The 24,166-nt window shown below is 58.1% G+C and carries 20 protein-coding genes; 14 read left to right on the top strand and 6 right to left on the bottom strand.

Annotated features, from left to right (window positions below; genetic code table 11):
* Positions 1–13: 13 nt before the first annotated feature.
* Positions 14–1,216: an acetate kinase gene (locus tag AAHA39_RS17040; protein ID WP_005339118.1), complete on the bottom strand. Its 1,203-nt coding sequence runs from the start codon at positions 1,214–1,216 to the stop codon at positions 14–16.
* Positions 1,217–1,520: 304 nt separating this feature from the next.
* Between AAHA39_RS17040 and yfbV the strand changes: the two genes are divergently transcribed.
* Complete coding sequence (gene yfbV / locus AAHA39_RS17045; protein WP_005339116.1) at positions 1,521–1,961, top strand: terminus macrodomain insulation protein YfbV; 441 nt, start codon at positions 1,521–1,523, stop codon at positions 1,959–1,961.
* 60 nt (positions 1,962–2,021) lie between these two features.
* On the opposite strand, the gene AAHA39_RS17050 is transcribed toward yfbV, so the two are convergent.
* From AAHA39_RS17050 to AAHA39_RS17060, 3 genes are all read right to left on the bottom strand, one after another.
* Positions 2,022–2,522, bottom strand: coding sequence for a YfbU family protein (locus AAHA39_RS17050; protein ID WP_043851808.1), 501 nt, complete (start codon positions 2,520–2,522; stop codon positions 2,022–2,024).
* Positions 2,523–2,685: 163 nt separating this feature from the next.
* Positions 2,686–3,150, bottom strand: a complete 465-nt coding sequence (gene bcp, locus AAHA39_RS17055; RefSeq protein ID WP_042031799.1) for a thioredoxin-dependent thiol peroxidase — start codon at positions 3,148–3,150, stop codon at positions 2,686–2,688.
* Between the two features lie 21 nt (positions 3,151–3,171).
* Positions 3,172–3,705, bottom strand: a complete 534-nt coding sequence (locus AAHA39_RS17060; protein WP_041210402.1) for a glycine cleavage system protein R — start codon at positions 3,703–3,705, stop codon at positions 3,172–3,174.
* Between the two features lie 204 nt (positions 3,706–3,909).
* Between AAHA39_RS17060 and dapA the strand changes: the two genes are divergently transcribed.
* The 3 genes from dapA to AAHA39_RS17075 all read left to right on the top strand — a co-directional run bounded on the left by dapA (position 3,910) and on the right by AAHA39_RS17075 (position 7,177).
* Positions 3,910–4,797, top strand: a complete 888-nt coding sequence (dapA, locus tag AAHA39_RS17065; RefSeq protein ID WP_041210403.1) for a 4-hydroxy-tetrahydrodipicolinate synthase — start codon at positions 3,910–3,912, stop codon at positions 4,795–4,797.
* Complete coding sequence (bamC, locus tag AAHA39_RS17070) at positions 4,790–5,914, top strand: outer membrane protein assembly factor BamC (RefSeq protein ID WP_182927270.1); 1,125 nt, start codon at positions 4,790–4,792, stop codon at positions 5,912–5,914. The genes dapA and bamC overlap by 8 nt, the downstream gene beginning before the upstream one ends.
* A 159-nt stretch (positions 5,915–6,073) precedes the next feature.
* Positions 6,074–7,177 (top strand): phosphoribosylaminoimidazolesuccinocarboxamide synthase, encoded by a 1,104-nt coding sequence (locus AAHA39_RS17075; protein ID WP_165791387.1) that lies wholly within the window; start codon positions 6,074–6,076, stop codon positions 7,175–7,177.
* Between the two features lie 119 nt (positions 7,178–7,296).
* Here the strand turns inward: AAHA39_RS17075 and AAHA39_RS17080 are convergent, their stop codons facing one another.
* Entirely contained in the window at positions 7,297–7,899 is a 603-nt protein-coding gene (locus AAHA39_RS17080) for a short chain dehydrogenase (protein WP_043851805.1), read from the bottom strand.
* A 97-nt stretch (positions 7,900–7,996) separates the two neighbouring features.
* Here AAHA39_RS17080 and AAHA39_RS17085 point away from each other — a divergent pair, with 97 nt between their 5' ends.
* From AAHA39_RS17085 to AAHA39_RS17100, 4 genes are all read left to right on the top strand, one after another.
* On the top strand, positions 7,997–8,896 hold the full coding sequence (locus tag AAHA39_RS17085) for a LysR family transcriptional regulator (RefSeq protein WP_104015691.1): 900 nt from the start codon (positions 7,997–7,999) through the stop codon (positions 8,894–8,896).
* A gap of 107 nt (positions 8,897–9,003) precedes the next feature.
* Entirely contained in the window at positions 9,004–9,636 is a 633-nt protein-coding gene (locus AAHA39_RS17090) for a DUF2057 domain-containing protein (protein ID WP_320655342.1), read from the top strand.
* A gap of 71 nt (positions 9,637–9,707) precedes the next feature.
* Positions 9,708–10,154: an HIT domain-containing protein gene (locus AAHA39_RS17095; protein WP_320655340.1), complete on the top strand. Its 447-nt coding sequence runs from the start codon at positions 9,708–9,710 to the stop codon at positions 10,152–10,154.
* Positions 10,155–10,243: 89 nt separating this feature from the next.
* A complete protein-coding gene (locus tag AAHA39_RS17100) occupies positions 10,244–10,945 on the top strand; it encodes a DUF3334 family protein (RefSeq protein ID WP_033114911.1) in 702 nt (233 codons plus the stop codon).
* 68 nt (positions 10,946–11,013) lie between these two features.
* Here the strand turns inward: AAHA39_RS17100 and AAHA39_RS17105 are convergent, their stop codons facing one another.
* Positions 11,014–12,012 carry a DUF2860 family protein gene (locus AAHA39_RS17105; RefSeq protein WP_071914428.1) on the bottom strand — a complete coding sequence of 333 codons (999 nt, stop codon included), beginning with the start codon at positions 12,010–12,012 and terminating at the stop codon, positions 11,014–11,016.
* Positions 12,013–12,209: 197 nt separating this feature from the next.
* Between AAHA39_RS17105 and arcB the strand changes: the two genes are divergently transcribed.
* The 6 genes from arcB (at position 12,210) to AAHA39_RS17135 (ending at position 24,141) form a co-directional block, all read left to right on the top strand.
* On the top strand, positions 12,210–14,522 hold the full coding sequence (gene arcB, locus AAHA39_RS17110) for an aerobic respiration two-component sensor histidine kinase ArcB (protein WP_156852481.1): 2,313 nt from the start codon (positions 12,210–12,212) through the stop codon (positions 14,520–14,522).
* Positions 14,523–14,555: 33 nt separating this feature from the next.
* Positions 14,556–15,920 carry a dGTPase gene (dgt, locus tag AAHA39_RS17115; RefSeq protein WP_320655334.1) on the top strand — a complete coding sequence of 455 codons (1,365 nt, stop codon included), beginning with the start codon at positions 14,556–14,558 and terminating at the stop codon, positions 15,918–15,920.
* Positions 15,921–16,235: 315 nt separating this feature from the next.
* A complete protein-coding gene (locus tag AAHA39_RS17120; protein WP_033114907.1) occupies positions 16,236–16,439 on the top strand; it encodes a hypothetical protein in 204 nt (67 codons plus the stop codon).
* Between the two features lie 237 nt (positions 16,440–16,676).
* Positions 16,677–20,915, top strand: coding sequence for an ATP-binding protein (locus AAHA39_RS17125; protein WP_320655332.1), 4,239 nt, complete (start codon positions 16,677–16,679; stop codon positions 20,913–20,915).
* A gap of 31 nt (positions 20,916–20,946) precedes the next feature.
* Positions 20,947–22,128 (top strand): EAL domain-containing response regulator, encoded by a 1,182-nt coding sequence (locus AAHA39_RS17130; RefSeq protein ID WP_198037939.1) that lies wholly within the window; start codon positions 20,947–20,949, stop codon positions 22,126–22,128.
* A gap of 39 nt (positions 22,129–22,167) precedes the next feature.
* Positions 22,168–24,141 carry a methyl-accepting chemotaxis protein gene (locus tag AAHA39_RS17135; RefSeq protein ID WP_320655328.1) on the top strand — a complete coding sequence of 658 codons (1,974 nt, stop codon included), beginning with the start codon at positions 22,168–22,170 and terminating at the stop codon, positions 24,139–24,141.
* The last annotated feature ends 25 nt before the right edge of the window (positions 24,142–24,166 follow it).

Genomic DNA, 24,166 nt, shown 5'->3' on the forward strand with positions numbered 1-24,166 from the left:
GTTACTGCGTCAATTAAGCGCCGACCAGTTCCAGCGCGTCGTGGGCGATAACCCACTCTTCGTTGGTCGGGATTACCAGAGCCTTGGTAGAACCAGCCTTGGTGATCTCGCCACCCTTGCCGAAACGAGCCTTCAGGTTGGCGTCGTGATCGACGTCAAAGCCCAGCAGGCCCAGCTTGTTCAGGGTGATTTCACGGATCGGGGCGGAGTTTTCACCGATACCACCGGTGAAAACAACGGCGTCCAGACGACCGTCCATGGCGGCAGCATAGGCGCCGATGTACTTGGCCAGGCGATAGCAGTAAACGTCCATGGCACGCTTGGCTTCTTCTTTGCTGTCGTAGTTGTCTTCAACAAAACGGCAGTCGGAGGTCACTTCGGTCAGACCCTGCAGGCCGGACTCTTTGGTCAGCATGGTGTTGATATCGGCCACGCTCATGCCCAGCTTGTCGTGCAGGAAGAAGATGATGGCCGGGTCCAGATCACCGGAACGGGTACCCATCACCAGACCTTCCAGCGGAGTCAGGCCCATTGAAGTATCAACAGATTTGCCGTTCTTGATGGCGCAGACGGAGCCGCCGTTGCCCAGGTGGCAGTTGATGATGTTCAGCTCTTCAACCGGCTTGTTCAGCTGCTTGGCAGCTTCCAGACTGATGTAGTAGTGGCTGGTGCCGTGAGCGCCGTAGCGACGGATGCCGTTCTCTTTGTAGAGCTTGTACGGCAGAGCGTACAGGAAGGCTTCTTCCGGCATGGACTGGTGGAACGCGGTATCGAATACGGCCACGTTCTTGTCAGCCAGCGCCGGGAATACGCGGCGGGCTTCACGGATACCGATCAGGTGAGCCGGGTTGTGCAGCGGCGCGTACGGAACGGCGGCTTCGATGCCGGCGATCACGTCGTCACAGATAACGACGGAAGAGGTGAAGCGCTCACCGCCGTGAACAACACGGTGACCGATGGCGATCAGGTTCTTGGACAGTTCCGGATTGAGCGGCAGGATCTTGTTGACGATGAAGTCCAGCGCTTCCTGGTGAGCGGCACCAGCGCCCAGATCGGCACTGCCTTTCTCGCCATTCAGTTTCCACTTGATGCGGGCGTCGTCGAGGTTGAAGCACTCGGCCAGGCCGGACAGCAGGTCATCACCGGTGGTTGCGTCAATGACAGCAAACTTCAGGGAAGAGCTGCCACAGTTAAGAACAAGAACCAGCTTACTCATGAATAAATCCTATCGCAGATTGGGTTGTGTAGGCGGATGCGTTGGACGCCGGACGTCCAAAAACTTTCAACTTATCCTTATGAGGGTTGGCAATCTGTTGCTTGCCCCTTGTATAGTGATACAAGACCCGAAATCCAGACGTCCCTGACAGGTCAATAGCAAGATGCTTTTGACGCAAAAATGGGCGTACAAAGGATAACCCGATTGTTGAAAAATAACAAAGTCATCCTCAACCTTTGTTACTTTGCATCAAATTTTGTCGAGGTTTTGCCGTTAGTACGTTCAAAAAGCGCTCGGAGGTAGTATGAGCATGAACATTTTTGGAACTAAGTTACAGCAAGGCCGCCATTATATGACGCTTTGGCCGCGCCGTCCCGAGCTCAATTCGATGTTTCCTGAAAATCGGGTGATCAAGGCGACCGAATTCGCTCTCAAGGTGATTCCGGCGTTGGCGGTGCTGAGCGTAATGCTGCAGTTCCAGTTTGGGGAGCTGCACTACTGGCCTTCCGTCATCACTTCCGTGCTGTTTCTGCTCAGTTTGCCGCTGCAGGGTTACTACTGGCTCGGTCAGCGGGCCGACACCCGTTTGCCCCCGTCGCTGGCGAGCTGGTATCGGGAGATCAACGGCAAGATGAACGAGCAGGGCGGTCGCCGTCAGCTGGTCTCCCAGCCTCGCTATGAAGAGCTGGCCGATACCCTCAAGGCTGCGTTTCAGCAGCTGGACAAATCGTTTCTCTACGAATAACCGGATTCAAACGTAAAAAAGGCGCCAGTGGCGCCTTTTTTGTTGTCTGGTGGCCAGCCATCAGGCTGCCAGCACTTTGCGGATCTCCTGGATGGAGAGCTTGTATTGGCGCGGACATTGGCGCCACACCTGTAGCATCCGCTGGTATTTGTCGCGCATGGCGATGTCGCTGGAGAGCTCGTCGCACGGGCACTTGAGCTCGGGGAAGCGCTTGTCCACTTCCAGCAAGAAGCAGACATAGTCAGCCAGCTCCCGCTCCTGACTGCGGCTGTAGCCGTTGAACTCCAGCCGGCTGGCGTTGATCTCGCCCTGATCGGCTGCATCCAGATTACCCCATGAGATGGCCAGCGCGTGGTGCAGCTCGAGGGTATCGATCACCTCCTGGCAGGTCGCCAGATCCAGATGGCCGAAGCTCTTCTCCAGCTCGAGGATTTGCAGGCAATAGCCGCGCTCGATGATGGTGCTGGCACGCTGGTAGAAGTCCGCTTTCTCCGGATTGAGTTTTGCCAGAATTTCGTACTGGTTGCTCAGGATCAAACGCTCTGTGTTGCTCATGTTCATGGGATATCTCGCTGGAAGATGATTCTGGGGTCACGTTAACCCATATATAAAATGAATTTTTTGATCTGGGCGGGGGAGTTGGTGAGAAAAATCTTCAGGCAAGGGATGGCTTGTCAGAGCAAAAAGGCCTGCGTGGCAGGCCTTTCAATAATGCAGGGGAGGGTTACCCCTTGAGGAAATCCAGCACCACCTGATGGTGATCGCTGGTCTTGAACTTGTCGAAGTGGTGGGCAATCTTGCCCTCTTCATCGATCAGGAAGCTCTGGCGGTGAATACCGTCATACTCCTTGCCCATGAACTTCTTCGGACCCCAGACGCCAAAGGCATCGGCGACGGCGTGATCCTCATCGGCCAGCAGGGTGAAGTTGAGCTGATCGCGCTCTTCGAACTTTTTCAGGCGCTTGGCCGGATCCGGGCTGATACCGAGCACCACCACATTGAGGGCGGCCAGCTCGGCGTTGACATCGCGCAAGCTGCAGGCCTGGGTGGTGCAGCCGGGGGTCATCGCCTTGGGATAGAAGTAAACCAGCACTTTTTTGCCGCGCAGGGAGGAGAGTTGCAGCGGATTGCCGTTCTGGTCGGGCAAAGTGAAGTCGGGGGCGGGGCTGCCAGCTTGTAATGGTTGCATGGGGTCTCCTTGAGTGAGTGCTCAGGCGTGTTTGCGATTGACGATAAACTCGAACGATTCTGCGCCCAGTTCACGACAGAATCCGGCGAAGGCGGTCTGCGACCGTTCAACCTCTCCCTCTTTGGCCAGATTGAGCTGGAAACTCATCTTGAGCAGGTTGAATGGCTGCTGTTCCAGGGTCATGGATTGCATCGCCTGAATGTTCCAGCCATGTTCGCTGAAGAACTGGGTGCACTGACTTACGATGCCCGGCTCGTCACGGATCAGGATCCCGACGCTGGCGCTCACGTCATACTGGAGCGACTGGTGGCGCTCGGTGCGCTTCATCATGGTGATGAGATCCCACTCCTGGCTGCGCAGGGGGAGGCTGATCTCGAGTTGCATCATGCTGTTCCAGTCGCCCGAGAGCAGCATGATAAAGGTGAATTCATTGCCGAAGATGCCAAGACGGCTGTCCACAATGTTGCAACCACAGCTACTGACGTGACGGGTCACTTCATTGACGATGCCAGGCCTGTCCGTGCCGATGGCCGTTACGACCAGATAGTGAGTCATAAATCTTCTCTCGTCCGTTATGTATCTTGAAAGCCGTACAGGATTGCCGATTTTCGGGCTGTTGATGACCCGCAGCGAGGTGCTCCCCCGACTCTCATTTATTGCTTTTTGTGGCCGATGGTATCACGGCTTGTCCCCTCTCTCCCTTGTTTTTCAAAGGGGGCAGCTTTACCATTACGGCCCTGAAAATCGGGAGAAATATCCATGTTGCGCGGTAGTATTGTTGCCCTCGTTACCCCTATGCTGGCTTCAGGTGAAGTCGATTGGGCCAGTCTGGCCAAGCTGGTCGAGTATCATGTCAGCGCCGGAACCAGCGCCATTGTCGCGGTTGGTACCACAGGGGAGTCGGTGACCCTGAGCGAGCAAGAGCACATTGCCGTCGTTGAAAAGACCGTTGAATATGCTGCCGGTCGCATTCCTGTCATTGCAGGCAGTGGCTCCAACAATACTGCCCACGCCATCGAACTGAGCAAACGCCTGGCCAAAACCGGCGTGGTTGCTGGTCTCTCGGTGACCCCTTACTACAACAAACCCACTCAGGAAGGTCTCTATCGCCACTATTGTGCGATCGCCGAGGCTAGTGGTCTGCCCCAAATTCTTTATAATGTGCCCGGTCGCACCTGCTGCGATCTGAAACCGGAGACCGTGGCCCGTCTGGCCAAGGTGCCCGGTATTATCGGCCTGAAAGAGGCAACCGGCGATTTGAGTCGCACCCCGCTGCTGCGCGAGTTGTGCGGGCCGGATTTTGCGCTCTACAGTGGCGACGATGCCACTGGCTGTGATTTTATGCTGCAAGGCGGTGATGGTGTCATTTCGGTCACTACCAATATTGCAGCGGCCCAGATGGCCGACATGTGTCGTGCTGCGCTGGCCGGTGATGCCGGTCTGGCCCACGACATCAACAATCTCTTGATGCCGTTGCACAAGACTCTGTTCTGCGAACCGAGCCCCACCCCGGTGAAATGGGCCTGTGCCCAGCTGGGATTGATTGCAACAGCAACCTTGCGTCTGCCGCTGGTTGAACTCTCTCCCGAGGGTGAACAGCAGATGGCGCGAGCACTGACCACTGCGGAGTTGATGGCGAGTGTTTAAATCAAATGGAAAGGGAAATAGTGCCCGTCTGGTGCTGACTGTTGCGACCGCTGCCGTGCTGGCCGCATGCAGCACGCCCCAGGATCGCAAAATGGCCAACCGCGACTTCGGTTATGAAGATGCCCGCCTCGAGGGCCGTGCATTCCTGATCCCGTCAGGATTGAGCGCCCCCGCCTTCAACAGCCAGTTCGATATTCCGCCGTTGCCCGAGAGCAGCCGTGACGGTGCCCTCGGCGCCAAGATCGACGTGCGTCCTCCCGCCCAGCTGCTGACTGTGGTGCCGGGTAGCCAGGTCGTCCAGAATGCCAGTGAACCGACCATCGCCTACTATGCCCTGAGCACCAGCCAGAGCGTGGAGCGCGATACCTGGTCGTTCCTGATGAACTTCCTGGCCAAGTACAAGGTCACCACCGAGAAGCTGGACCAGCAGGCCGGCGTGCTGCAGACCGGCTGGTTTGACAACACGGTCGCCCTCGATGGCTGGGGTGAAGATGACGACGATTTCAAAATCCGTCAGCGTTACCAGTTCACCGTGCGCAACGATGCTGCGCGCCACGCCGTCAACATGTCGGTACGGGTATTGGATCACGAAGAGAGCTTCGATGGCGAGACCACTACCCAGCTGAGCCCGGCTGAAGCGCAGCGTTATGCTGTGCGGGTGCTCAACCAGTTCTCTCTCTATTACGACAGCCAGCTCAAGTCCCGCGAACAGCACAAGTCCAACGAGGGCATGGGGCTGGAACTGGGTCTGGACAACAACGAGCTGAGCGCCTGGATTGCCGATGGCTCCTTCGAGCAGGTATGGCGCCGTCTCAACCAGGTGCTGCCGGGCTACGGCTTCGTCATCAAGGATACCCAGCAGTCGCTGGGCTGGATTGACGTCGAGTATGAAGCCCCGTCAGCCGAGTTCTGGAAGGCGAAAGGGAGCGAGCCGTTCAAACTGGAAGAGGAGAAGTACCGCTTCCAGCTGGGTGAAATGGCAGGAGGCAAGACCTCCATCACCCTGTTCGACAAGGACAAGAAGCCGGTGTCGTCCGGGGTTATCTCCCAGATGTACATCAGCATGTCCGAGGCGTTTGCCAAAGGACTGGCTGCACAGTCAGCAAAATCAGAATAAATACAGGGGCCTTGTGCCCCTGTTTTTTTATCTCTGCACGGCTGGCGAGCCACGCAATGTGGATACCGGCGTGCAGGGCATGGATTGATTACCCCCAACGAGAGCGGAGCTTGCGGCTTCTCTCTTATTACCCCCCACAAACAGGAAGTGTTATTAGCCATGAGTCTTGCAGACCAAGTATTGGCGGTGAATGACGATTTGCCGATCCGTACCGATAAGCCTGTCCATTCCGGTAAAGTGCGTAGCGTCTACTGGCTGACCGCCGCAGACAGCGCCCGCCTCATTCGCGAGAAGGGTTATGACGTGCCAGCGGATGCGCCGCTCGCCATCATGGTGATCAGCGACAGGATCTCTGCCTTCGACTGCATCTGGCAAGGTGTGAACGGGCTGAACGGCGTACCGGGCAAAGGGGCGGCGCTCAACGCCATCTCCAGCCACTGGTTCAAGCTGTTCAAGGAGAAGGGGCTGGCCGACAGCCACATTCTCGACATCCCGCACCCCTTCGTCTGGATCGTGCAAAAAGCCCGTCCGGTGATGATCGAGGCGATCGCCCGCCAGTACATCACAGGTTCCATGTGGCGTGCCTACAAGGATGGCGAGCGCGAGTTCTGCGGCATCACCCTGCCGGAAGGGCTCAAGAAGGATCAGAAGCTGCCGGAGATCCTCATCACCCCTTCCACCAAGGGCGTGCTGAAAGGACTGGATGGTGTGCCGGAAGCCGATGACGTCAACGTCTCCCGTGCCGATATCGAACGCCACTACAAGGGCTTCAACTTCAGCAAGCCGGCCGATATCGACCGCTACGAAGTGCTGCTCAAAGAGGGCTTCAACGTCATCAGCGACGCGCTGGCCGAGCTGGATCAGGTGTTCGTCGATACCAAGTTCGAGTTTGGCTACGTCCACGATGCCGCCGGCAACGAAAAGCTCATCTACATGGATGAAGTGGGTACCCCCGACAGCTCCCGCATCTGGGATGGCGCCGCCCTGCGCGACGGCCAGATCGTCGAGAAGTCGAAAGAGGGTTTCCGTCAGTGGCTGCTCAACCACTTCCCGGATCCGGACATCCTGCTCAACAAGAACCGCATGCCGGAACGCTTTGCCCTGGCCCGCGACAACAAGCTGCCGACCGAAGTGATGATGGATATCTCCAGCACCTATGTCGGGATCGCCGAGAAGATCATCGGTCACAAGCTGGAACTGTCGGCCAACCCGAAGCAGGAGATCATCGATATCCTGCGCACGCAGTACGGCCTGATCGACTAAGGGTTGCGCTCTTTTTTGCCATCAAGAAACAAACGTTTGCCGATGGTGAAGAAGAGGCGCAGAGAAACAGACGGGCCCCATTGCGGGGCCCGTTTTATTTTCTATCCGGCGCACGGCGATCAGCCGTTGACCTTGAACACCTGACCGGTCTGGATGCCCAGCACCGACTTCTTGTAGGCCTGCGCCACTTTGGCGGCGGGCACCGGCACGAAACCGGGGAAGAAGTCGGCGTATTTGTCCATCGACTCCGCCAGCACGGTCGGGCTTACCACGTTGATGCGAAGGCCGCGGGGCAGCTCGCAGGCGGCCGCTTTGACGAAGTGCTCGACGGCGCCATTGATGGTGGTCGCACTCGCCCCCCAGTTGATGGGCTCTTCGCTCAGGATACCGCTGATCAGGGTGATGGAACCTTTGTCGCTCAGATGGGGGATAGCGGCGCGGGTCAGGTTGATCTGGCCCATCAGCTTGCTCTCAAGCCCCACCTGCCACTGCTCGTCGGTCATCTCGGTCAGGGCGTTGAAGGCCACGTTGCCGCTGGCCACTACCAGTGCATCAAATTGGCCCAGCCCGGCGAACAGCGCCTTGATGGAGGCGGGATCGCGCATGTCGACCGTGGCATCCCCCTGGCTGTGGCCAACCCGGATCACCTGATGATCTTTGGCGAGCAATTCGCTGACGGCAGAACCTATGGTGCCGGACGCACCCACAATCACAATCTTCATATCTGTCACTCCTGGTTGGGATGTGTTGATTCTAGTGCAACAAAAAAAGAGAAAAAGCGCGTAAAATAAACCCATTGTTTCCATATTGGAGCTAATGATGGATATCGCCCATCTGGCCAGCTTTTACGAGGTGGTTTTGCGGGGCAGTTTCTCTGCCGCCGCCGATGCACTGGGGGTCAGCAAGGGGATGCTGAGTCGCCACGTCAGCGCGCTGGAGTCCTCCCTCAACGCCCAGTTGCTGCAACGCACCACCCGCCGGCTCAGTCTGACCGAGGCGGGGTCGACCCTCTATCTGCAGGCGGGCGAGATCTTCGCGCTGGCACGGCAGGCGGAGCAGGATATTCAGGCGCTGACCGAAGAGGATAGCGGACGACTGCGCTTCACCTGCCCGATCAGCACCGGCGATCGCATGGTGAGTGAGCTGATCGCTCGCTTTGCCGCGCTCTGTCCCGGGGTGGCGGTCGAGCTCAACTTCACCAATCAGGTGGTCGACATGAGCCAGGGGGAGAATGACATCGCCCTGCGCGCCATCAATGAGGTGCCGGACAATCTGGTCGCACTCCCCCTTGGCCGGCTTAAGGATGTGGTGGTGGCCAGCCCTGCTCTGGTAGCGAGAGAGGGAAAACCGGCAACCCCCTATGAGTTGGGGGGACTATCCTGCCTGCCCATGGGGAGCAATCCGGCCTGGGAGCAGTGGCACTTCAGCCGCAAGGGCGAAGAGGCCCATATTCTGGTGCAGGGCAGGGTGCGGGCCAATCAATACAGTACCGTCATTGAGCTGGCCCGGGCAGGCATGGGCTATGCCAAATGCCCGCTGGTGGCGGTGGATGCCCTGCTGGCGACGGGAGAGCTGGTGACCGTGCTCGACGACTGGCAGAGCGGCCTGCACCAGCTTCATGTGCTGCATGCCCAGCAGCGGCGGGTGCCACGCAAGATCCGCTTGTTCAAACAGGTGCTGGCCCAGTGGTTTGCCGATCATCCCCGTTATCTGCTGTAAGAGGGCACATCCCACCGGTCGCCCAGAATGGGGCCCGACTGCGTTATTTTTCTGTCATCTTCGGCTGCTACCCTGCGCCCATTGTCGGCATCAGGAAGCGAGAAGCGATGAACAAGCATTGGAGATGGGCGGGATTGGCGTTGCTGTGCGGCACCGCCAGCGTGCAGGCGGCGGTCGGGGTGAGCGTGCCGGAGAATTTCCGCATCCTCGCGGTGAGCAGCGGCACCTTGCAGGATGAGCAGCACGCCACCCTGAGCGATGGGGAGCAGCAACTGCTGGTGCGTTTCGAGGGGGTCATCCCCAGCCGTAGCAGCAGCGAGAATGATCGGCAGGTTCGCTCCGAGCCGCAGGTTGTGCGCTATCAGGCGAGCAACCAGCGGTTGCAACTGGTGGCGAGCGTACCGGCCGATGAGCAGGGGATGGAGGCCTATGCCAAATCGCCCGCAGTGGCGTTGCAGGAGAGTGGCCGGGCACTTGCCATCCAGCAGGATGCACTGGTGACCAGCGGTATGCTGCTTGGGGTGGATTGGAACGGGAAACTGGCTGAATACAACCGCAGTGGTGGCAAGGCGGCACTGAAGGTGGGAGTAGTTGCGGCTCCGTCAATCAATGCTGTATCTGGCGGCTCTCAACCTGTTGTGGCTGCCAGCGAGCTGGAAGGGCAGTTGCAGCAGCTGTTCCTCAAGGCAGACCCGGCCCTGCGCAAGCGCTTTATCAGTTGGGCCGTGCCGCAGCTTTAAGTTTGCCGCCCGTTGCAGTAACGTGGGCATCCCTGTCGGATGCCCTCTTCATCGTACTCAACGAGGTGTTCATGTTTGAATTGCATTCCCGCCTGCAGGCCGATACCTGCTGGCTTGGCGATCTGCCGCTTTGCCGCGTCCTGCTGGCCAAAGACAGTCAATACCCCTGGCTGATTCTGGTACCGCGAGTAGATAACCTGCACGAGATCCACCATCTGGCACCGGAGCAGCAGCAACAGCTGATGCAGGAGTCCTGCGCCGTCGCGGCCCTGATGGAGCAGGCCCTCAGTCCGGACAAGATCAACATCGGTGCGCTCGGCAATCTGGTGCCGCAGCTGCACATGCATCATGTCGCCCGTTTCGCCACCGATGCCGCCTGGCCTGGCCCCATCTGGGGAGCTCATCCGGTCGTTCCTTACGAGCCACAAGTTTTGGCGCAGCAGGCCGATACATGGCGTGCCCGGCTCGCCAAGCTGAGCGGTTTCACCCCTGTGGCTGCTGATAACGGAGTCAACTGAGAGGCGTGTCGCTATTTCAGTCTTCTGGCCGCGCCATCTGTTAGAGTTATGGTATAGATAAGCCCATTCTCGATGTTCAGGAAGGACACATGATAGTTACAAGATCCGATGATGACGTCGTGTTGACGACTGAGGATGTACTGCTCAGTCTGTGCAACTCGGTAACCGACGTATTGAGTGCCGCGACCATGAGTCAGGTACGTTTTTCCGGTATGGTGCAGCGGATCAGCAAGACCTGCCTCAAGCCCGATATCGGCTGCTTCGTGCTGTTCGATGGCGGCTTCTCCGGTCTGGTAGTGATCAACTTCTCCGCCGCTGCCGCCATGGAGCTCTATGAGAGCTATATGCTGAGCATGGGGCTCTCCAAGGAGGATCTCGCCATCTCCCACACCTCGGACGAGGTGAGCAACGTGATGGGCGAGCTGATGAACCAGATCGTCGGCAGCTTCACCGTCAAGGTGGGCCGCGATCTGCAGACTCACATCACCCAGAACCAGCCGAAGATGCTGGCCCTCAACAAGCAGGTGATGCTGAGCGTCGATACCAATCTCGACAGCCCGGAGTCCCGCCGCGTCACCTTCTTCACCGCTCGCAACAACATCTTCTATCTGGAGCTGGCGATGGACAAGACCGAGTTCATCCGTATTCACAATGAAGGGATGGAGCACGAGGAGCTGGATCCCGATGCGTTGATCGCCCAGGCCAAGCAAGACGCAGCCAAACCGGCGCCTGCAGCAGCGCCAGCCGCGAGCAACGACCACGATGATCTGCTCGACTCGCTCGGTATCTGAAGCAGGTCTACGGCAGCAATGATAAGGCCACCCATGGGGTGGCCTTTTTTATCGCGGCTTTGCTGAGGTTAGAAGTTGTAGAGCAGACCGGTGCTGACGCGGCTCGCTTCGGTATCGTAGAAGCCGATATCGGAGCTGGCATTGGCATAGGAGAGGGTAAAGGTCGCGCTGAGCGGTTTCACCCCGAACAGGCTGTGCCAGAAGAAGGTGCCGTTGATGGCGAATTCGTCCGCATCGGCGCGCTGGCCGAAGATGGGGTTGGCTTCGTCATACTTGCGCTTGCCGGCATAGACGTTGCTGACGATGGACCACTGGGGGCCACGCTTGGCATAGGTCAGTTGCAGGCCGGTGTTTTCGAAGCTCTCGGCACTGCCATCGAGGTTGGCTTGTTTGTAGATCAGCGCAGGTTCCAGAGCCTGACCGTCGGCGAAGGTCCACTTGTAGGAGAGCTGCATGTCATACATCTTGCCATTGCGATCCAGCATGGATGCGTAGTGAGTGCCATGAACCCGGTCATACTGCTGGCCGCTCTGCTCATCATCCATGTCGATGCTGCGGGCGGTGATGCTGCCGTTGAAGTTGCTGCCCCAGATCTTGTCCCAGGCGAAACGCGCCCCTTTGGATTTCAGGTCGGTGGAGCTGCGATCCACGCCGGTGGCAAAAGGATCGCTCCACAGCTCGACCGGCATGGCGTTGAATACCAGCGAGGTAGCGACGATTCCCTTGTCGCCCATCTCCTGACGCAGACCGAACTGCTGGGTAAAGTCGAAGCGGATGGCATCCTGAATGAGGTTACCGAGGAAGATCTGGGTGCGGGTATCGGCAAAGGTGTAGCGGATATCGGCGTTGATGAGCGGTGTCAGCTTGTTCTCGCTATCCGGTGAGCCCAGATCGTTGATGCGACTGTGGTTGTCGTCACCTGCATAGAAGTTGGACTTGTAGCTGGTGGCGCTGACGCCGCCCAGCAGGAAGCCGGACCAACCGGACTGGCGCGGAATTTCGCCCAGATCGGCGTATGCAGCGTGGCTCGCAAGCAGGCCGAGGCCCAGCAAGGTGAGATTGCGCATCAAAAGACTCCTGATATATCAAACTGTTGAGGTGTAAAGCCCGGGATGTTCGTGCTGCTGATGTCACCTTGGTATTGCCCGGGTGAGTGCAATGGTCACATATGATACAGGAATATCCAATTATTGGCTTATCACACAAGAGTTAAGCGCGTTGTGCTGGTATTCTGTCCGGCGAATATCGGGGAGAAAACAACAAGATGAAGCAGATTAAATCCTGGGCGCAATACTACGTCGATCTGATGACCAAGCTGGGGCTGGTGCGTTTCAGCATGTTTCTGGCCACCGGCATCATAGTGCTGGCGGTCGCCATCCAGATGGGGGTCACCCTGTTTTTGCGGGGCAGTATCGATGTCATCGATTTCGTGCGCTCGGTGTTTTTTGGCCTGCTGGTCACCCCCTGGGCGGTCTATTTTCTCTCCATCGTGGTGGATCAGCTGGAGGATTCTCGCCAACGGCTGAGTCGGATGGTGCGCAAGCTGCAGGATATGCGCGAGCGGGATCTCGAGCTCAACAATCAGCTGCAGGAGAACATCAGCCGCCTCAACAGCCAGATCGCCGAGACCAACCGGGCCGAGAGTCTGCGTCTGCAGGCCATCGAGGATCTGGAGAACGAGGTGTTCCAGCGGGAAAAGGCCCAGCTTCATCTGGGAGAGCGCACCGCTCTGCTGCGCTCCTTTATCGACTGCTCCCCCGATCTGGTTTACTACCGCAATGAGGATGAGCAGTTCTCCGGCTGCAACCGCGCCATGGAGGAGCTGACCGGCAAGGCAGAGAGCGAGCTGATTGGCCTTACCCCGTTCGATGTCTACAAGCAGGAGATCGCCAACAAGGTGGTGGAGACCGACCGCCAGGTCTTTGCCAGCAACGAGCCGCTCACCTATGAGCAGTGGCTGGAGTACCCCGATGGTCGCAAGGCCTACTTCGAGCTGCGCAAGGTGCCCTTCTTCGACCGCTTCGGCAAGCGACTCGGTCTGCTCGGTTTTGGCCGTGACATCACCGAACGCAAGCAGTATCAGGACAAGCTGGAGAAGGCGAGCCGCGACAAGACCACCTTCATCTCCACCATCAGCCACGAGCTGCGTACCCCGCTCAACGGCATTGTGGGGTTGAGCCGGATGCTGATGGATACCCCGCTCGACCCGAGCCAGCGCCAGCAGCTCAAGACCATTCACTTAAGTGCGGTCACCCTCGGCAACATTTTCAACGACATCATCGATCTCGACAAACTCGATCGGCGCCGGCTTGAAATTGCGCCAACCCGGATCGACCTGCCTGCCTTCCTCGATGAGCTGGAGACGCTGTCGCGCATTCAGGCGGAGCAGAAGGGGCTCTATCTGCACTTTGATCGCGATGGCGACATGCCGCAGTTCGTGATGGCGGATGGCACCCGACTGCGTCAGGTGTTGTGGAATCTGGTGGGCAATGCGGTCAAGTTTACCGATGAGGGCGGCGTCACCGTGCGCTGCCTCTCCCATCCTGCCGACGAGCCGGGCAAGCTGGCGCTCCACTTCGAGGTGGAAGACACCGGCGTCGGCATTCCCCGCGCCCAGCAGGAGAAGATCTTCGCCATGTACTATCAGGTGCAGGGCAAAAAACACGCTACCGGTACCGGTATCGGCCTCGCGGTCTCCCGTCAGCTGGTACAGGCCATGGGCGGCCAGCTCTACGTGGATAGCGAGCCGGGTGAAGGCTCCTGCTTCACCGCCGAGCTGGAGGTCGCCTGTGTCGAACAGGCGTTGCCTGAACCGGAGGAGGAGATGCCTTCCCTCGACATCCTGCTGGTGGAGGATGTCGAGCTCAATGTGACGGTTGCCTGCGCCCTGCTGAACAAGCTCGGCCATCAGGTCAAGGTGGCGCGCGATGGTTCCCAGGCGCTGGCGATGGCCAACCCGGATGATTTCGACCTCATCCTGCTCGATATCCAGCTGCCTGACATGACCGGGTTCGATGTGGCGGCAACCCTGCTCGAGCGCTACGGCGAAAGTTTGCCGCCCATGGTTGCCTTGACGGCCAATGTAACCGGCGATCGCCAGTACTATCTGGATCGCGGTATGCGCGATGTGATTAACAAGCCGCTCGGCTCGAAGGCGGTGCGTGAGGTGATTGGTCACCTGTTTGCCGATCTGGCCGACGACGAGGCGGACGAGCAGGCTGATGCGGTGGCTCAGGATGCGTTGCTGGATCTCCCTTTCCTCACCGACTATGCCGATACCGTGGGCAAGCCGGTACTGCTCTCCAGCGTCGAGCTGTTCGAGAAGATGATGCCCGACTACATGGCGGTGCTCGACTCCAATATGATCGCGCGGGATCAGGCTGGCGTGGTGGAGGAGGCGCACAAGATCAAGGGGGCGGCAGGCTCCATCGGCCTGCGTCGCCTGCAGCAGACGGCGCAACTGATCCAGAGCCCGGATCATCCCGCCTGGTGGGAGAATGTGGAAGACTGGATTGAGACGCTGCGTCGGGAATATCCGGGCGATATCGCCCGTCTGCGCCGCTGGTTGTTGTCTTGAATCTAATGGGAGCCGCGGACAAGGAGCCACAGGATGTATAGCCGTTTGATCACCCCCGAGCGCATTCACCCATGGGGAAATGAGGATCTGTTGGAGGCGACCGAGCTGGATCGTGCCCGCATAGTGCAGGCGGCGCCGGTGCGCCGGTTGCAGCAGAAGACCCAGGTTTTTCCGCTCGATGTGAAAGCCTCGGTGCGCAGCCGTCTCACCCATTCGCTGGAGGTGCAGGAGACCGGCCGCCAGATCAGTCGCCGCATTCTGGCGGAATTGCCAGCCGGTGTGGTGTGCGAGGGGGCCTTTATCAATCTGGTGGAGATGTCCTGCCTCTTGCACGACGTGGGCAACCCGCCATTCGGCCACTTCGGCGAGCAGGTGATGAGCCAGTGGCTCGGTGAAATGCTCGATCCCCTCTATCAGCTGGCACTGGCACTGCCCCCCTCGGTCCAGTGGGCGGAGCTGCGTCAGGATCTGCTGCTGTTTGACGGCAATGCCCAGAGCTTGCGGTTGGTACACAGCCTGCACGAACTCAACCTGACCCTCGGCCAGCTGGGGGCGCTGTGCAAATACCCGCAGCAGCCGCAACCCGGTGTGAGTTACGGCCAGCATCATGGCTGGAGCAGCAAGCGCGGCATCTTCTTCAGTGAACAGCCCCTCTATCGCGCCCTCGGCCAGAGTCTGGGGCTGGCCCCAGGCTGCCGCCATCCGCTGGCCTACATCATGGAGGCGGCAGATGACATCTCCTACTGCATCGCTGATCTGGAGGATGCGGTAGACAGGCGCATTCTCACCCTGAATGAGCTGCTGGCGGCCCTCTGCAGCGCTGATGGCAGCGATTACATGACGACCCTGCTTGGTGATGCACAGCGCTCCAGCTGGGGGTTCTTCCCCCATTTTCGTCACCGGTTGACCAGAGATCTGGTGGCGCTGGCGGCCAGCACCTATATCAGCGAGCATGAGGCGATCCTGCAGGGGAGTTATCCGCAGGCCCTGCTCCACGGTCAGGCTCCCGCGGCGCGGGTGCTCGATATCCTCAAGCAGGTTGCGCGGGCGCAGGTCTTCATGCGCCCCGAGGTAGAGGCGCTCGAACTGGAAGGCTATGCCGCCCTGCGCGGTGTGCTCGCCACCTACTCCTGCCTGCTGGCAATGCCATCCGAGCAATTTTCCCGTCTGCTGGCGGGCGAGGGGGGGAGTGAACTCTTCTTTGCTCGCCGCCTCTATCACCGGCTCTCGGCGCGCCATATCAAGGCCTATCGGTTGGCAGTGGCCGTGCGGGACGAGCGTTTTGTCTGCGAGCAGGAGCAGGAGTGGTACTACCGGGTACGCCTGCTGCTCGACTACGTCAGCGGCATGACGGATACCTATGTGCTGGAAGAGTACCGGCTGCTCTCGGGGATCTGATGACTCGGACTCCCTTGCGGGCAGCATAAAATGCCGTAAAAACGTTTAAAAAGGAGCCGCAAGAGGCTTGTGTTAAATTCGGAGTTTTTTTAGACTGCTGCAACCTGTTCAACTTTTATCCGGTAAGGAGACGAAAATGCACCATCAGATGCTAAATCTTGCATTCTCTCGCGGCACTGCGTGCGGCGTGAAATCTCGTGCTCTTTTACCGCGTGGCGTAAACAGGTAACCCCTGTCTTTTTATCACCCGCGGTTTGTCCCGCAGGGTGATATCCACTTTCTCCGGGAGAACCGCATGTTCAACTGGAGAATGTCATGTCTATCGAACTGGTTTTACTGCGTAGCGTCGAGTCTTTGGTACAAAAGCGGATCGCCAAGGTCGAGCGTCGTCTCGCCGTGATCAATCTCTCGCCTGCCCTGCTGAAAGATATCGGTCTGGAAGGGTATGAGGGACAGATCTCCCATATCCGTGAGCGCGAGTATCAAACAGGCTTCCGGCTTGGGAATCGAATAACCTGATGTGGTGGGGGCGTTGTGCCCCCCCAATCTTTTAACGTTGCGAAAAAATGACGTGACAGACCAAAATCTGTCACGTTTTTTGCTTTAAAAAGGATTGTTTATTCACATTCAGCCAATATCCCTCTATCCTCTTGGCCCCGTTTATAGCGGAACTGTTTGTTTTCTCACCGGCTAGAGCCATTATCTAGAGGGTCGAGGATGAATCGTATTGGCCTCACTCATCAGGACAAATAGCTCATGTCTCGCGCTTGTCATCTCCTACTGATTTTTTGCTCACTGTTTCTGCTGAGTTGGCACGTTGCTGCGGAGTCATCGCCCGAAGAGGAACAAAGAGCGGTTGATGAGCAGGGCTTCTCTCAGGAGCTGGTGGTGGGCGTCCCCCGTGGTGGTTATCCCCCCTTTATCTACGAGGTGCCATCGAAACAGTACGCGGGGCCGCTCAAGGAGCTGGCCCTGCGCATTGCTGTAGAGATGGGATTATCGCTGCGTTGCGTTTCCTTTAACTCTTATATCGAAGCTCAGGAAGCGCTGATGAAGGGACAGATTGATGTGCTGGTCGGGGTGGAGCTTGATGCCTTGCCGGTGGAGGGGGTGAACCATATCGGTCACCTCGGCTCTTATGGCCGCGCTATCCTGATGCAACATCCCAACCAGCGGTTAACGATCGAGCAGGCAAAAAAAATGCGCTGGGTTTGTATCCGCGGGTTTGGCAGTTGCCGTGAGCTGGCATCGCTGGGAATGCCTAACGTGACCCAGGTCGAGAGCCGTGATGAGGCAACCTATATGGTCAAGCTGGGTCTGGCTGATGGTTATCTGGCGCTGGGTCCTATTCTGGTGCGGGAGCTGCAGCGCCTCCCGGACACCATGGGTATTGCGACACCTCGCTGGTTGAGCAGCAGCGCCCTGACGATTGCGACCAGTGCAAATAATAGTGAGCTGACAGAGCGGATCTGGCAGGCATATCAGAGGATCCCGGTGACCGATTCCCGCCTGCGCCTGGCGGAGGGGGATAGCCGCTTCAAGGTCGATCTGCTGCTGGAGCCTGCCGAGATGGCATGGTTAAAACAGAAAAAAGTGATCCGGTTTGCCGTAGCGCCCTCTTTTTCCGGTATCAGCGAGATCGATGAAGAGGGGAAATTGCACGGGTATGCCGCTGACCTGATGAAGCTTATCAGCCTGCGTTCCGGTGTCCGGTTTGAACTGGTTCCGACCCGCACCTGGCAAGAGTCCATCGAACTACTGCAAGCGCACAAGATTGATTTGATCCCCCTGATGACTCCCCTGAAGGATCGGCGGGAGTTCGCCTCCTTTACTTCCTCTTACCTCAAGTTTGACAGCTACATCGTTGCCAGGATCGGTGCTCGCAGCTTGAAATCTCTGGCTGATTTAAAGGGGCGTCAGATCGGGGGGGTGACAGGTTCCTACGAGGCATCGTTGATTCGCAACTTTGGCGGGAAGATTGTTGAGGTTGGCCGCGATGCAGATCTTCTGAAGTTGCTCGACTCGGGCAAGGTCGATTATGTACTGCTGACCATGACCAACCTTGGCCAGCAGGCGATGAAAGGATTCAACGAGAAGTATCAGGTTGTGCTGGGGAGCCCCGAATTTTCGGTGCCGATCAGTATGGCGGTCGATATTGCACAGCCCGAGCTGACCAGGATTATGGACAAGTTGCTGCAGACCATTACCGATGAAGAGTGGCAGCTGTTCGATCGCCGCTGGCTCAACATCTCGGTCAATATGGCGGTGGACAATAGCCCTCTATACAAATGGCTGGCCTTTGCCGTAGCGGCGCTTGGTACCTCAGGTCTGCTGGTGTTGCTGTGGGCGCGCAGCCTGCGCCGCCAGATTGCCCAGCGCAAGGTTGCGGAAAGCAAGTTGAATGAGCAGCTCTCTTTTGTGCAGACACTGCTCAACTCCTTGCCGACCATGGTGGCGCTGCGTGACAACGAGCAGCGTATTACCCTTTGCAATCAAGCCTACCGCGAGACCTTTTTCATCGAGCATGATGGGCAGCTGCGAGACGATCTCGCACACATGCCCGAGCCGGTTCGTCGCCAGATGGTGCAGGAGGAGCGTGCCGTCTGGCAGAGCGGTCGCCAGCTGGAGGGGGCGGGCAACAGTGTGCGTGCCGATGGTTCACCATTTCATGTGATGTACGCCAAACTCCCCTATCGCGACCCGGCAGGCAAGATGCTTGGGGTATTGACCGTGCTCACCGATGTCAGCCAGATCAAGGATGCGGAAGCGCGGGCACGCAAGGCGGAAATCCGCCTGACCCAGATTACCGACAGTATGCCGGGCATTGTCTACCAGTATCTGTGGCAGGGACCGGGCAAGGGACGTTTTCTCTATGCTTCCCAGGGGGCTCGCGAGATCCTGGGGGTCAGCCATCAGGATCTTTTTGCTGCCGAGTCGGGAGGAGAGATCTTCGGGTTTACCGAGGAGGCGCTGCAGGACTTTGTCAGCAAGGTGGCCAATCATGCCGAGACCCTGGCCCCGCTTGATCTGGAGGTCAAGGTCGAGCGGCCGGAGGGGGATCGCTATCTGCAGGTACGCGGCAGCTTCGTGCGTCAGGAACAACAGGAGCTGATCCTCAACGGGGTGATCCAGGACATTACGGCGCTCAAGCTGCAGGAGCACCAGTTGCGCGAGGCACAAGCCTACGCCGAGCAGGCCATGCAGGCGCGTAGCCGCTTTCTCGCCACCATGAGTCACGAGTTGAGGACCCCCATCTCCGGTATGCACGGCATGCTGGAGCTGTTGCAGATGAGCGAGCTGGATGACGATCAGCGTTACATGGTGCGCAATGTCGTCACTTCAACCAACAACTTGCTCTATCTGGTGAATGACATCCTCGACTTTTCCAAGATAGAGGCTGGCCAGTTGCGATTGCACTATCAGGTCTGTCGCGTGCAATCCGTTATTTGTGACGCGATCCGTGGCCATGCGACGCTCGCGCATAGCAAAGGGTTGCAGGTGGTGCTGGAGTGGGGGCAATCCGTGCCCGATCAGGCCGAGTTGGATGGCGTCAGGGTAGGGCAGGTTATCTCCAATCTGCTCAACAATGCCGTCAAGTTCACCGAGCAGGGGAGCATCACTCTTGCTGTTAACTACCTAGACGGGTTGTTGAGCATTATGGTCGCCGATACCGGTATCGGGATTGCCGAAGAGAAGCAGGCGCTGCTCTTCACTCCTTTTGAACAGGTGGAGTCAGACATCAATCGCCGCTTCGGTGGTACAGGGCTGGGGCTGGCCATCTGCGATCAGCTGGTGCGGAAAATGGGGGGCAACCTGCATCTGGTCAGCAAGCCGGGTGAGGGGTCGAGTTTTACCTTCACCGTACCGCTGCAAAAACCACAATGGGACCTGCCAGCTTTGGCAGGGAGCGAGTGGTGGTATTTCAGCAACGATCCGGTGCTGGAGATGGCCATGAGACGTCTTGGCGCCAAGCTCAAACCCATTGAAGCGTCGAATTTCAGCGATGATTTGCAGGGATTGCTGCTGGCAGACGAACTTTGGCTGGAGCAGACGCTGGGGCCCGAGTGGCAAAGCTGGCTTCAACAAAGGGCTCTCAAAGGGATCATTGTGTCTCCCCGCGAGGCGCTCCGCGGGCGTCTCGGTGATGCTCACTGGTGGCGACTGGGACTTTCCCCTCTCTATCCGGATCTGCTGCTGGAGAGTTGCAACGAATTGCTCAATGAGCAGGTTACCCCCATGCTCACTGCACTCGGGGAGAAGCTGGGAGGTAGGGTGCTGGTGGCCGACGATCATCCGGTCAACCGGGCTCTGCTGGCCAGACAGCTCGCCATTCTCGGGATAGAGGCGCAGGTGGTTGAAGATGGCGAGAAGGCTTTGCGGGCATGGCAGGGGCAGGATTTCTCTCTACTGCTGACCGATTGTCATATGCCGGTGATGGATGGCTATAGTCTGGCCAGAGCGCTGCGAGCCCAGGGAGTGACTGCGCCCATAATCGGGGTAACGGCTGATACTTCGGAAGAGGCGAGTGCGCGGATGGTTGAGGCTGGCATGAGCGACATGCTGTTCAAGCCATATCCCCTCGAGACCCTGCGTCAACTATTGGCACATTGGCTGACTGATGTGGCTACAGTCTCAACAGAAAAACCCGCAGAACAGCAGCAAATCGCCGAGCAGGCGGAACGCTGGCAAGGGCTCTTTGGTGATGAGGAGGCTGCTCGGGCGATGGCAAAAGAATATCTCGATTCCAACCGTCAGGATGGCAAGGATATGATGGTGGCACTGACTTGCCACGATACTCAGGCGCTGGTAGAAACTGCCCACCGTATCAAGGGGGCCGCACGCATGGTGGGGCTGCAAGAGCTGGCAGTACAGGCCGCCAGACTCGAATCGGCCGCACGATTGAAGCAGACGGAGGAGCTGGAAGAGTTGGTTTGCGGGGTACAGGTATTGATGAACGCAATCTCCCACGAAATTGGATTATGGCTCGATGAATAACGTACAAAACGTACACGATGAATTGGTCATCATGGTTGTCGAGGACCATGCGTTTCAACGCAAGGCCCTGATGCACCAGATCCGTGACCTGGGTTATCAACAGTTGCTGGAAGCTCGTGATGGGCAGGAGGCACTTGAGCTGTGCCAGCGTCACTCGGTTGATATCCTTTTTTGTGACCTGCGCATGCCCGGTATGGATGGAATGGCTCTGTTGCGCCGCCTCTCCCTGGGAGGATTCAGCGGAGGCATCATTCTCTCCAGTGCATTGGAGGATGACGTCGTGGAAGCTGTGCTGCGGATGAGTGCCGCCTATGGTTTGCAGGTGCTGGGACGAATCGAAAAACCATCGACCAAGCAACAGTTAAAGGTGTTGATCGAGTCGTGGTCTCCCCGTCAGGAGCAGGCCCAAAAAGAGGATGGGCATCGGCTTGGGCTGGATGAACTGCGACGCGCGCTGGATGATGACCAAATCGTCCCCTGGTATCAACCGAAAGTTAGCTTTGCCACCGGCGAATGGGTCGGGATGGAGGCTCTGGCACGCTGGCAGCATCCGGAATATGGCCTGGTCTCGCCGGGTCGCTTCATTCCGCTGGCGGAAAACAACGGGCTCATCGATCAACTCACCGAAATCATCATCAACAAGTCGCTGCGCGATGGCCATCTCTGGGAGGAGACCGGTCTATCACTCAACTTGTCGATGAACCTTTCAACCACCTCGCTGATTGAGGGGGATCTCTGCAACTCCCTGATCGCGCAATGTCAGCGCTGGAGCATCAATCCAGAACTGATCACTCTGGAAGTGACCGAGAGCTCCTTCGTGCAGGATGTGGGCAAGTCGCTGGAAGTGCTGACCCGACTGCGGATGCATGGATTCGGTCTCTCTATCGATGATTTCGGCACCGGCTACTCATCGATGCAGCAGTTGGCCCTGTTGCCTTTTACCGAGTTGAAGCTGGATCGATCCTTTGTCGATCGCTGCTATGCAGATCCATCCCGTCTGGCCATTATCGAGTCCAGTATCGAGCTTGCCCGCAAGCTGGGGCTTAAATCGGTGGCGGAAGGGGTCGAGGATGAGTTGACCTGGCAACAGTTGGCAAAACTTGGATGTGACGTGTGTCAGGGCTTTTTCTCTGCCAGACCGATGCCGCGCAGTGAATTGCAGGAGTGGCACCGCTCCTGGCAGGAGAGATTGCCTACACTTATATCGATCTGATTCTTTTGGCCTGCGGGCCTCATCTGAACAAGGATGTTCATGAAAATCTCACACAAGCTTCTGATCAGCTTTGGATTTATCAATCTTCTGATCGCCCTCTCCTCTGCGCTGGTCTACTACCGGCTAAACCAGATCAATCAATCCCAGCAGATGCTGTTGGCACAGGCGCTGCCGGCTCTGCAGCGGGATGAGGCTAGCCAGAAAGCGCTGGTCGCCACCGTCTCGGCATTGCGTGGTTATCTCATTCTTGGCAAGGACCCCGCCCAAGCAGCCAGATTGAAGCAGGAGTGGGAGGGGGCTTGGCAGGTTATTACCAGCCAGCAGTTTGATGTGGGGTTGGTACAGTCACTCAAGAGTTTCAAGAGCAGCCAGGAAAAGGTATGGGCGATTGCCCATACAGAGGAGAATCTGCCAGCACATACCCTGATGCTGCAGGAGGCCGGGCCGCTTGCCGAAGCTGCGCTCGATCAGCTGCAATCTTTCGCCAATGAAGAGGTGGCGACTCCTCAGGATCAGCTATCGGGAGATCGCCGCATGTTGCTCAAGCAGGTGGGAGATGCCTACAACAGCTTGTCAAATGCGCTCTCCGCCCTGCGAGATTTTCTTATTTCCGGCGACCCGGAATATCGCAACAAGTATGAGGACTATTACAAGTTCCATCAGCAACGGGTGGCGGAACTCAAGCAGCAGTCCAGTCTCTTTTCCGAAACCGAGCGCAGCCTCTGGCAGTTGTTTGAGGAGATGGGAACCCCCTTTTCGGAGCTGGTGGGCCAGGTCATCAGCAAGCGGCAAGCACCGGATTGGGATCAGGCCAACTATCTGATGGCAAAAGAGATTGAGCCGATGCAGGAGATCCTCTACGAGCGGCTGGCCAAACAGGTAGGGGAAACCCGCAGCAAAGTAACTGCAATCTCAGGAGAGATGACCCAGGCTGGCCACTCCATCACTCGTACTCTGTTGTTGGCAACGGGGAGTTCCATCGTGCTTGGCATGTTGGTGGCGTGGCTCTTCAGTCGTCGTTTGACTCGTGACATCGCCAGTCTGGTTGTGCGGGCAGGCGAGGTCGCCGACGGCAAGCTGGCTGCCAACCCCTTGCCCGTCCTGAGTCAGGATGAACTGGGCGGTTTGACCGGCTCCATCAACCGGATGTCGGCCCAGCTACGCAATCTGGTGAGCGAGCTGCAGGGGGCGGTGGGACAGGTAGACGTTGCCTGTCAGGATGTAGGCAGCACAACTCAGGCGATAGTGACCGATTTGACCGCGCAGGATATTCGGGTAAAAGCGGTCGCCAGCGCGATCGAGCAGATGTCGGTCAGTACGAAAGAGGTTGCGGGCAATATTGCCAATGCAGCCGACAGTGCCCATCAGGTGCAGCAGCAAACCCGGCAGGGACAGAATGCATTGGCACGGATGACAGATGCCATGCAGCAGATCGCCGCCATGATTGGGCAAGCCAATCACGCGATGGGATTGCTTGAGAAGCAGAGCGAGCAGGTCGGCCAGATCACCGAAGTGATTGCCACCATAGCCGAACAGACCAACTTGCTGGCCCTTAATGCGGCAATAGAAGCGGCGCGGGCCGGTGATCAGGGGCGCGGTTTTGCCGTGGTCGCCGATGAGGTACGTCAGCTGGCAACCCGCACCCACCAGTCAACCGCCGAGATCAGCCAGACCATTAGCGCCATTTCCCAGCAAACCCGCCAGACCGTCACCACGGTGAGCGGTGGCACCCAGCTGGTCGAGCAGGGGCGTGATGCAGTCGGGTTGGTAACCGAGACGTTGAATGCGATGAACCAGCTGGTGCAGGCGCTATCTGGCCAGCTGGAGGCCATCGCAACGGCGACCGAGCAACAATCCAAGGTCGCCGCCGAAGTGGCTGGAACGGTAGAGGATATTGCCGCTCTGAGCCGTCAATCCTGTCAGCAGAGCCAGCAAGGTGAGGGCATAGTCGCCCGTCTGGCGGGGGATACCGGCAAGTTGACGGCAGTGATCGCCCGTTTCGAGCTGGAGTGATGGGGGGAGTCAGGACATCCTGCCC

Source organism: Aeromonas sp. SE22, from assembly GCF_038739755.1.
GTDB lineage: Bacteria > Pseudomonadota > Gammaproteobacteria > Enterobacterales > Aeromonadaceae > Aeromonas > Aeromonas jandaei.

Coding starts and splice junctions, on each gene's coding strand:
- dapA (WP_041210403.1), top strand. CDS start 3,910: ATGTTGCGCGGTAGTATTGTTGCCCTCGTTACCCCTATGCTGGCTTCA.
- AAHA39_RS17075 (WP_165791387.1), top strand. CDS start 6,074: ATGAGTCTTGCAGACCAAGTATTGGCGGTGAATGACGATTTGCCGATC.
- AAHA39_RS17060 (WP_041210402.1), bottom strand. CDS start 3,705: ATGACTCACTATCTGGTCGTAACGGCCATCGGCACGGACAGGCCTGGC.
- AAHA39_RS17095 (WP_320655340.1), top strand. CDS start 9,708: ATGTTTGAATTGCATTCCCGCCTGCAGGCCGATACCTGCTGGCTTGGC.
- AAHA39_RS17125 (WP_320655332.1), top strand. CDS start 16,677: ATGTCTCGCGCTTGTCATCTCCTACTGATTTTTTGCTCACTGTTTCTG.
- AAHA39_RS17040 (WP_005339118.1), bottom strand. CDS start 1,216: ATGAGTAAGCTGGTTCTTGTTCTTAACTGTGGCAGCTCTTCCCTGAAG.
- AAHA39_RS17120 (WP_033114907.1), top strand. CDS start 16,236: ATGTCTATCGAACTGGTTTTACTGCGTAGCGTCGAGTCTTTGGTACAA.
- bcp (WP_042031799.1), bottom strand. CDS start 3,150: ATGCAACCATTACAAGCTGGCAGCCCCGCCCCCGACTTCACTTTGCCC.
- AAHA39_RS17080 (WP_043851805.1), bottom strand. CDS start 7,899: ATGAAGATTGTGATTGTGGGTGCGTCCGGCACCATAGGTTCTGCCGTC.
- AAHA39_RS17130 (WP_198037939.1), top strand. CDS start 20,947: ATGGTTGTCGAGGACCATGCGTTTCAACGCAAGGCCCTGATGCACCAG.
- AAHA39_RS17085 (WP_104015691.1), top strand. CDS start 7,997: ATGGATATCGCCCATCTGGCCAGCTTTTACGAGGTGGTTTTGCGGGGC.
- AAHA39_RS17090 (WP_320655342.1), top strand. CDS start 9,004: ATGAACAAGCATTGGAGATGGGCGGGATTGGCGTTGCTGTGCGGCACC.
- AAHA39_RS17100 (WP_033114911.1), top strand. CDS start 10,244: ATGATAGTTACAAGATCCGATGATGACGTCGTGTTGACGACTGAGGAT.
- AAHA39_RS17135 (WP_320655328.1), top strand. CDS start 22,168: ATGAAAATCTCACACAAGCTTCTGATCAGCTTTGGATTTATCAATCTT.
- AAHA39_RS17050 (WP_043851808.1), bottom strand. CDS start 2,522: ATGAACATGAGCAACACAGAGCGTTTGATCCTGAGCAACCAGTACGAA.
- dgt (WP_320655334.1), top strand. CDS start 14,556: ATGTATAGCCGTTTGATCACCCCCGAGCGCATTCACCCATGGGGAAAT.
- arcB (WP_156852481.1), top strand. CDS start 12,210: ATGAAGCAGATTAAATCCTGGGCGCAATACTACGTCGATCTGATGACC.
- yfbV (WP_005339116.1), top strand. CDS start 1,521: ATGAGCATGAACATTTTTGGAACTAAGTTACAGCAAGGCCGCCATTAT.
- AAHA39_RS17105 (WP_071914428.1), bottom strand. CDS start 12,012: ATGCGCAATCTCACCTTGCTGGGCCTCGGCCTGCTTGCGAGCCACGCT.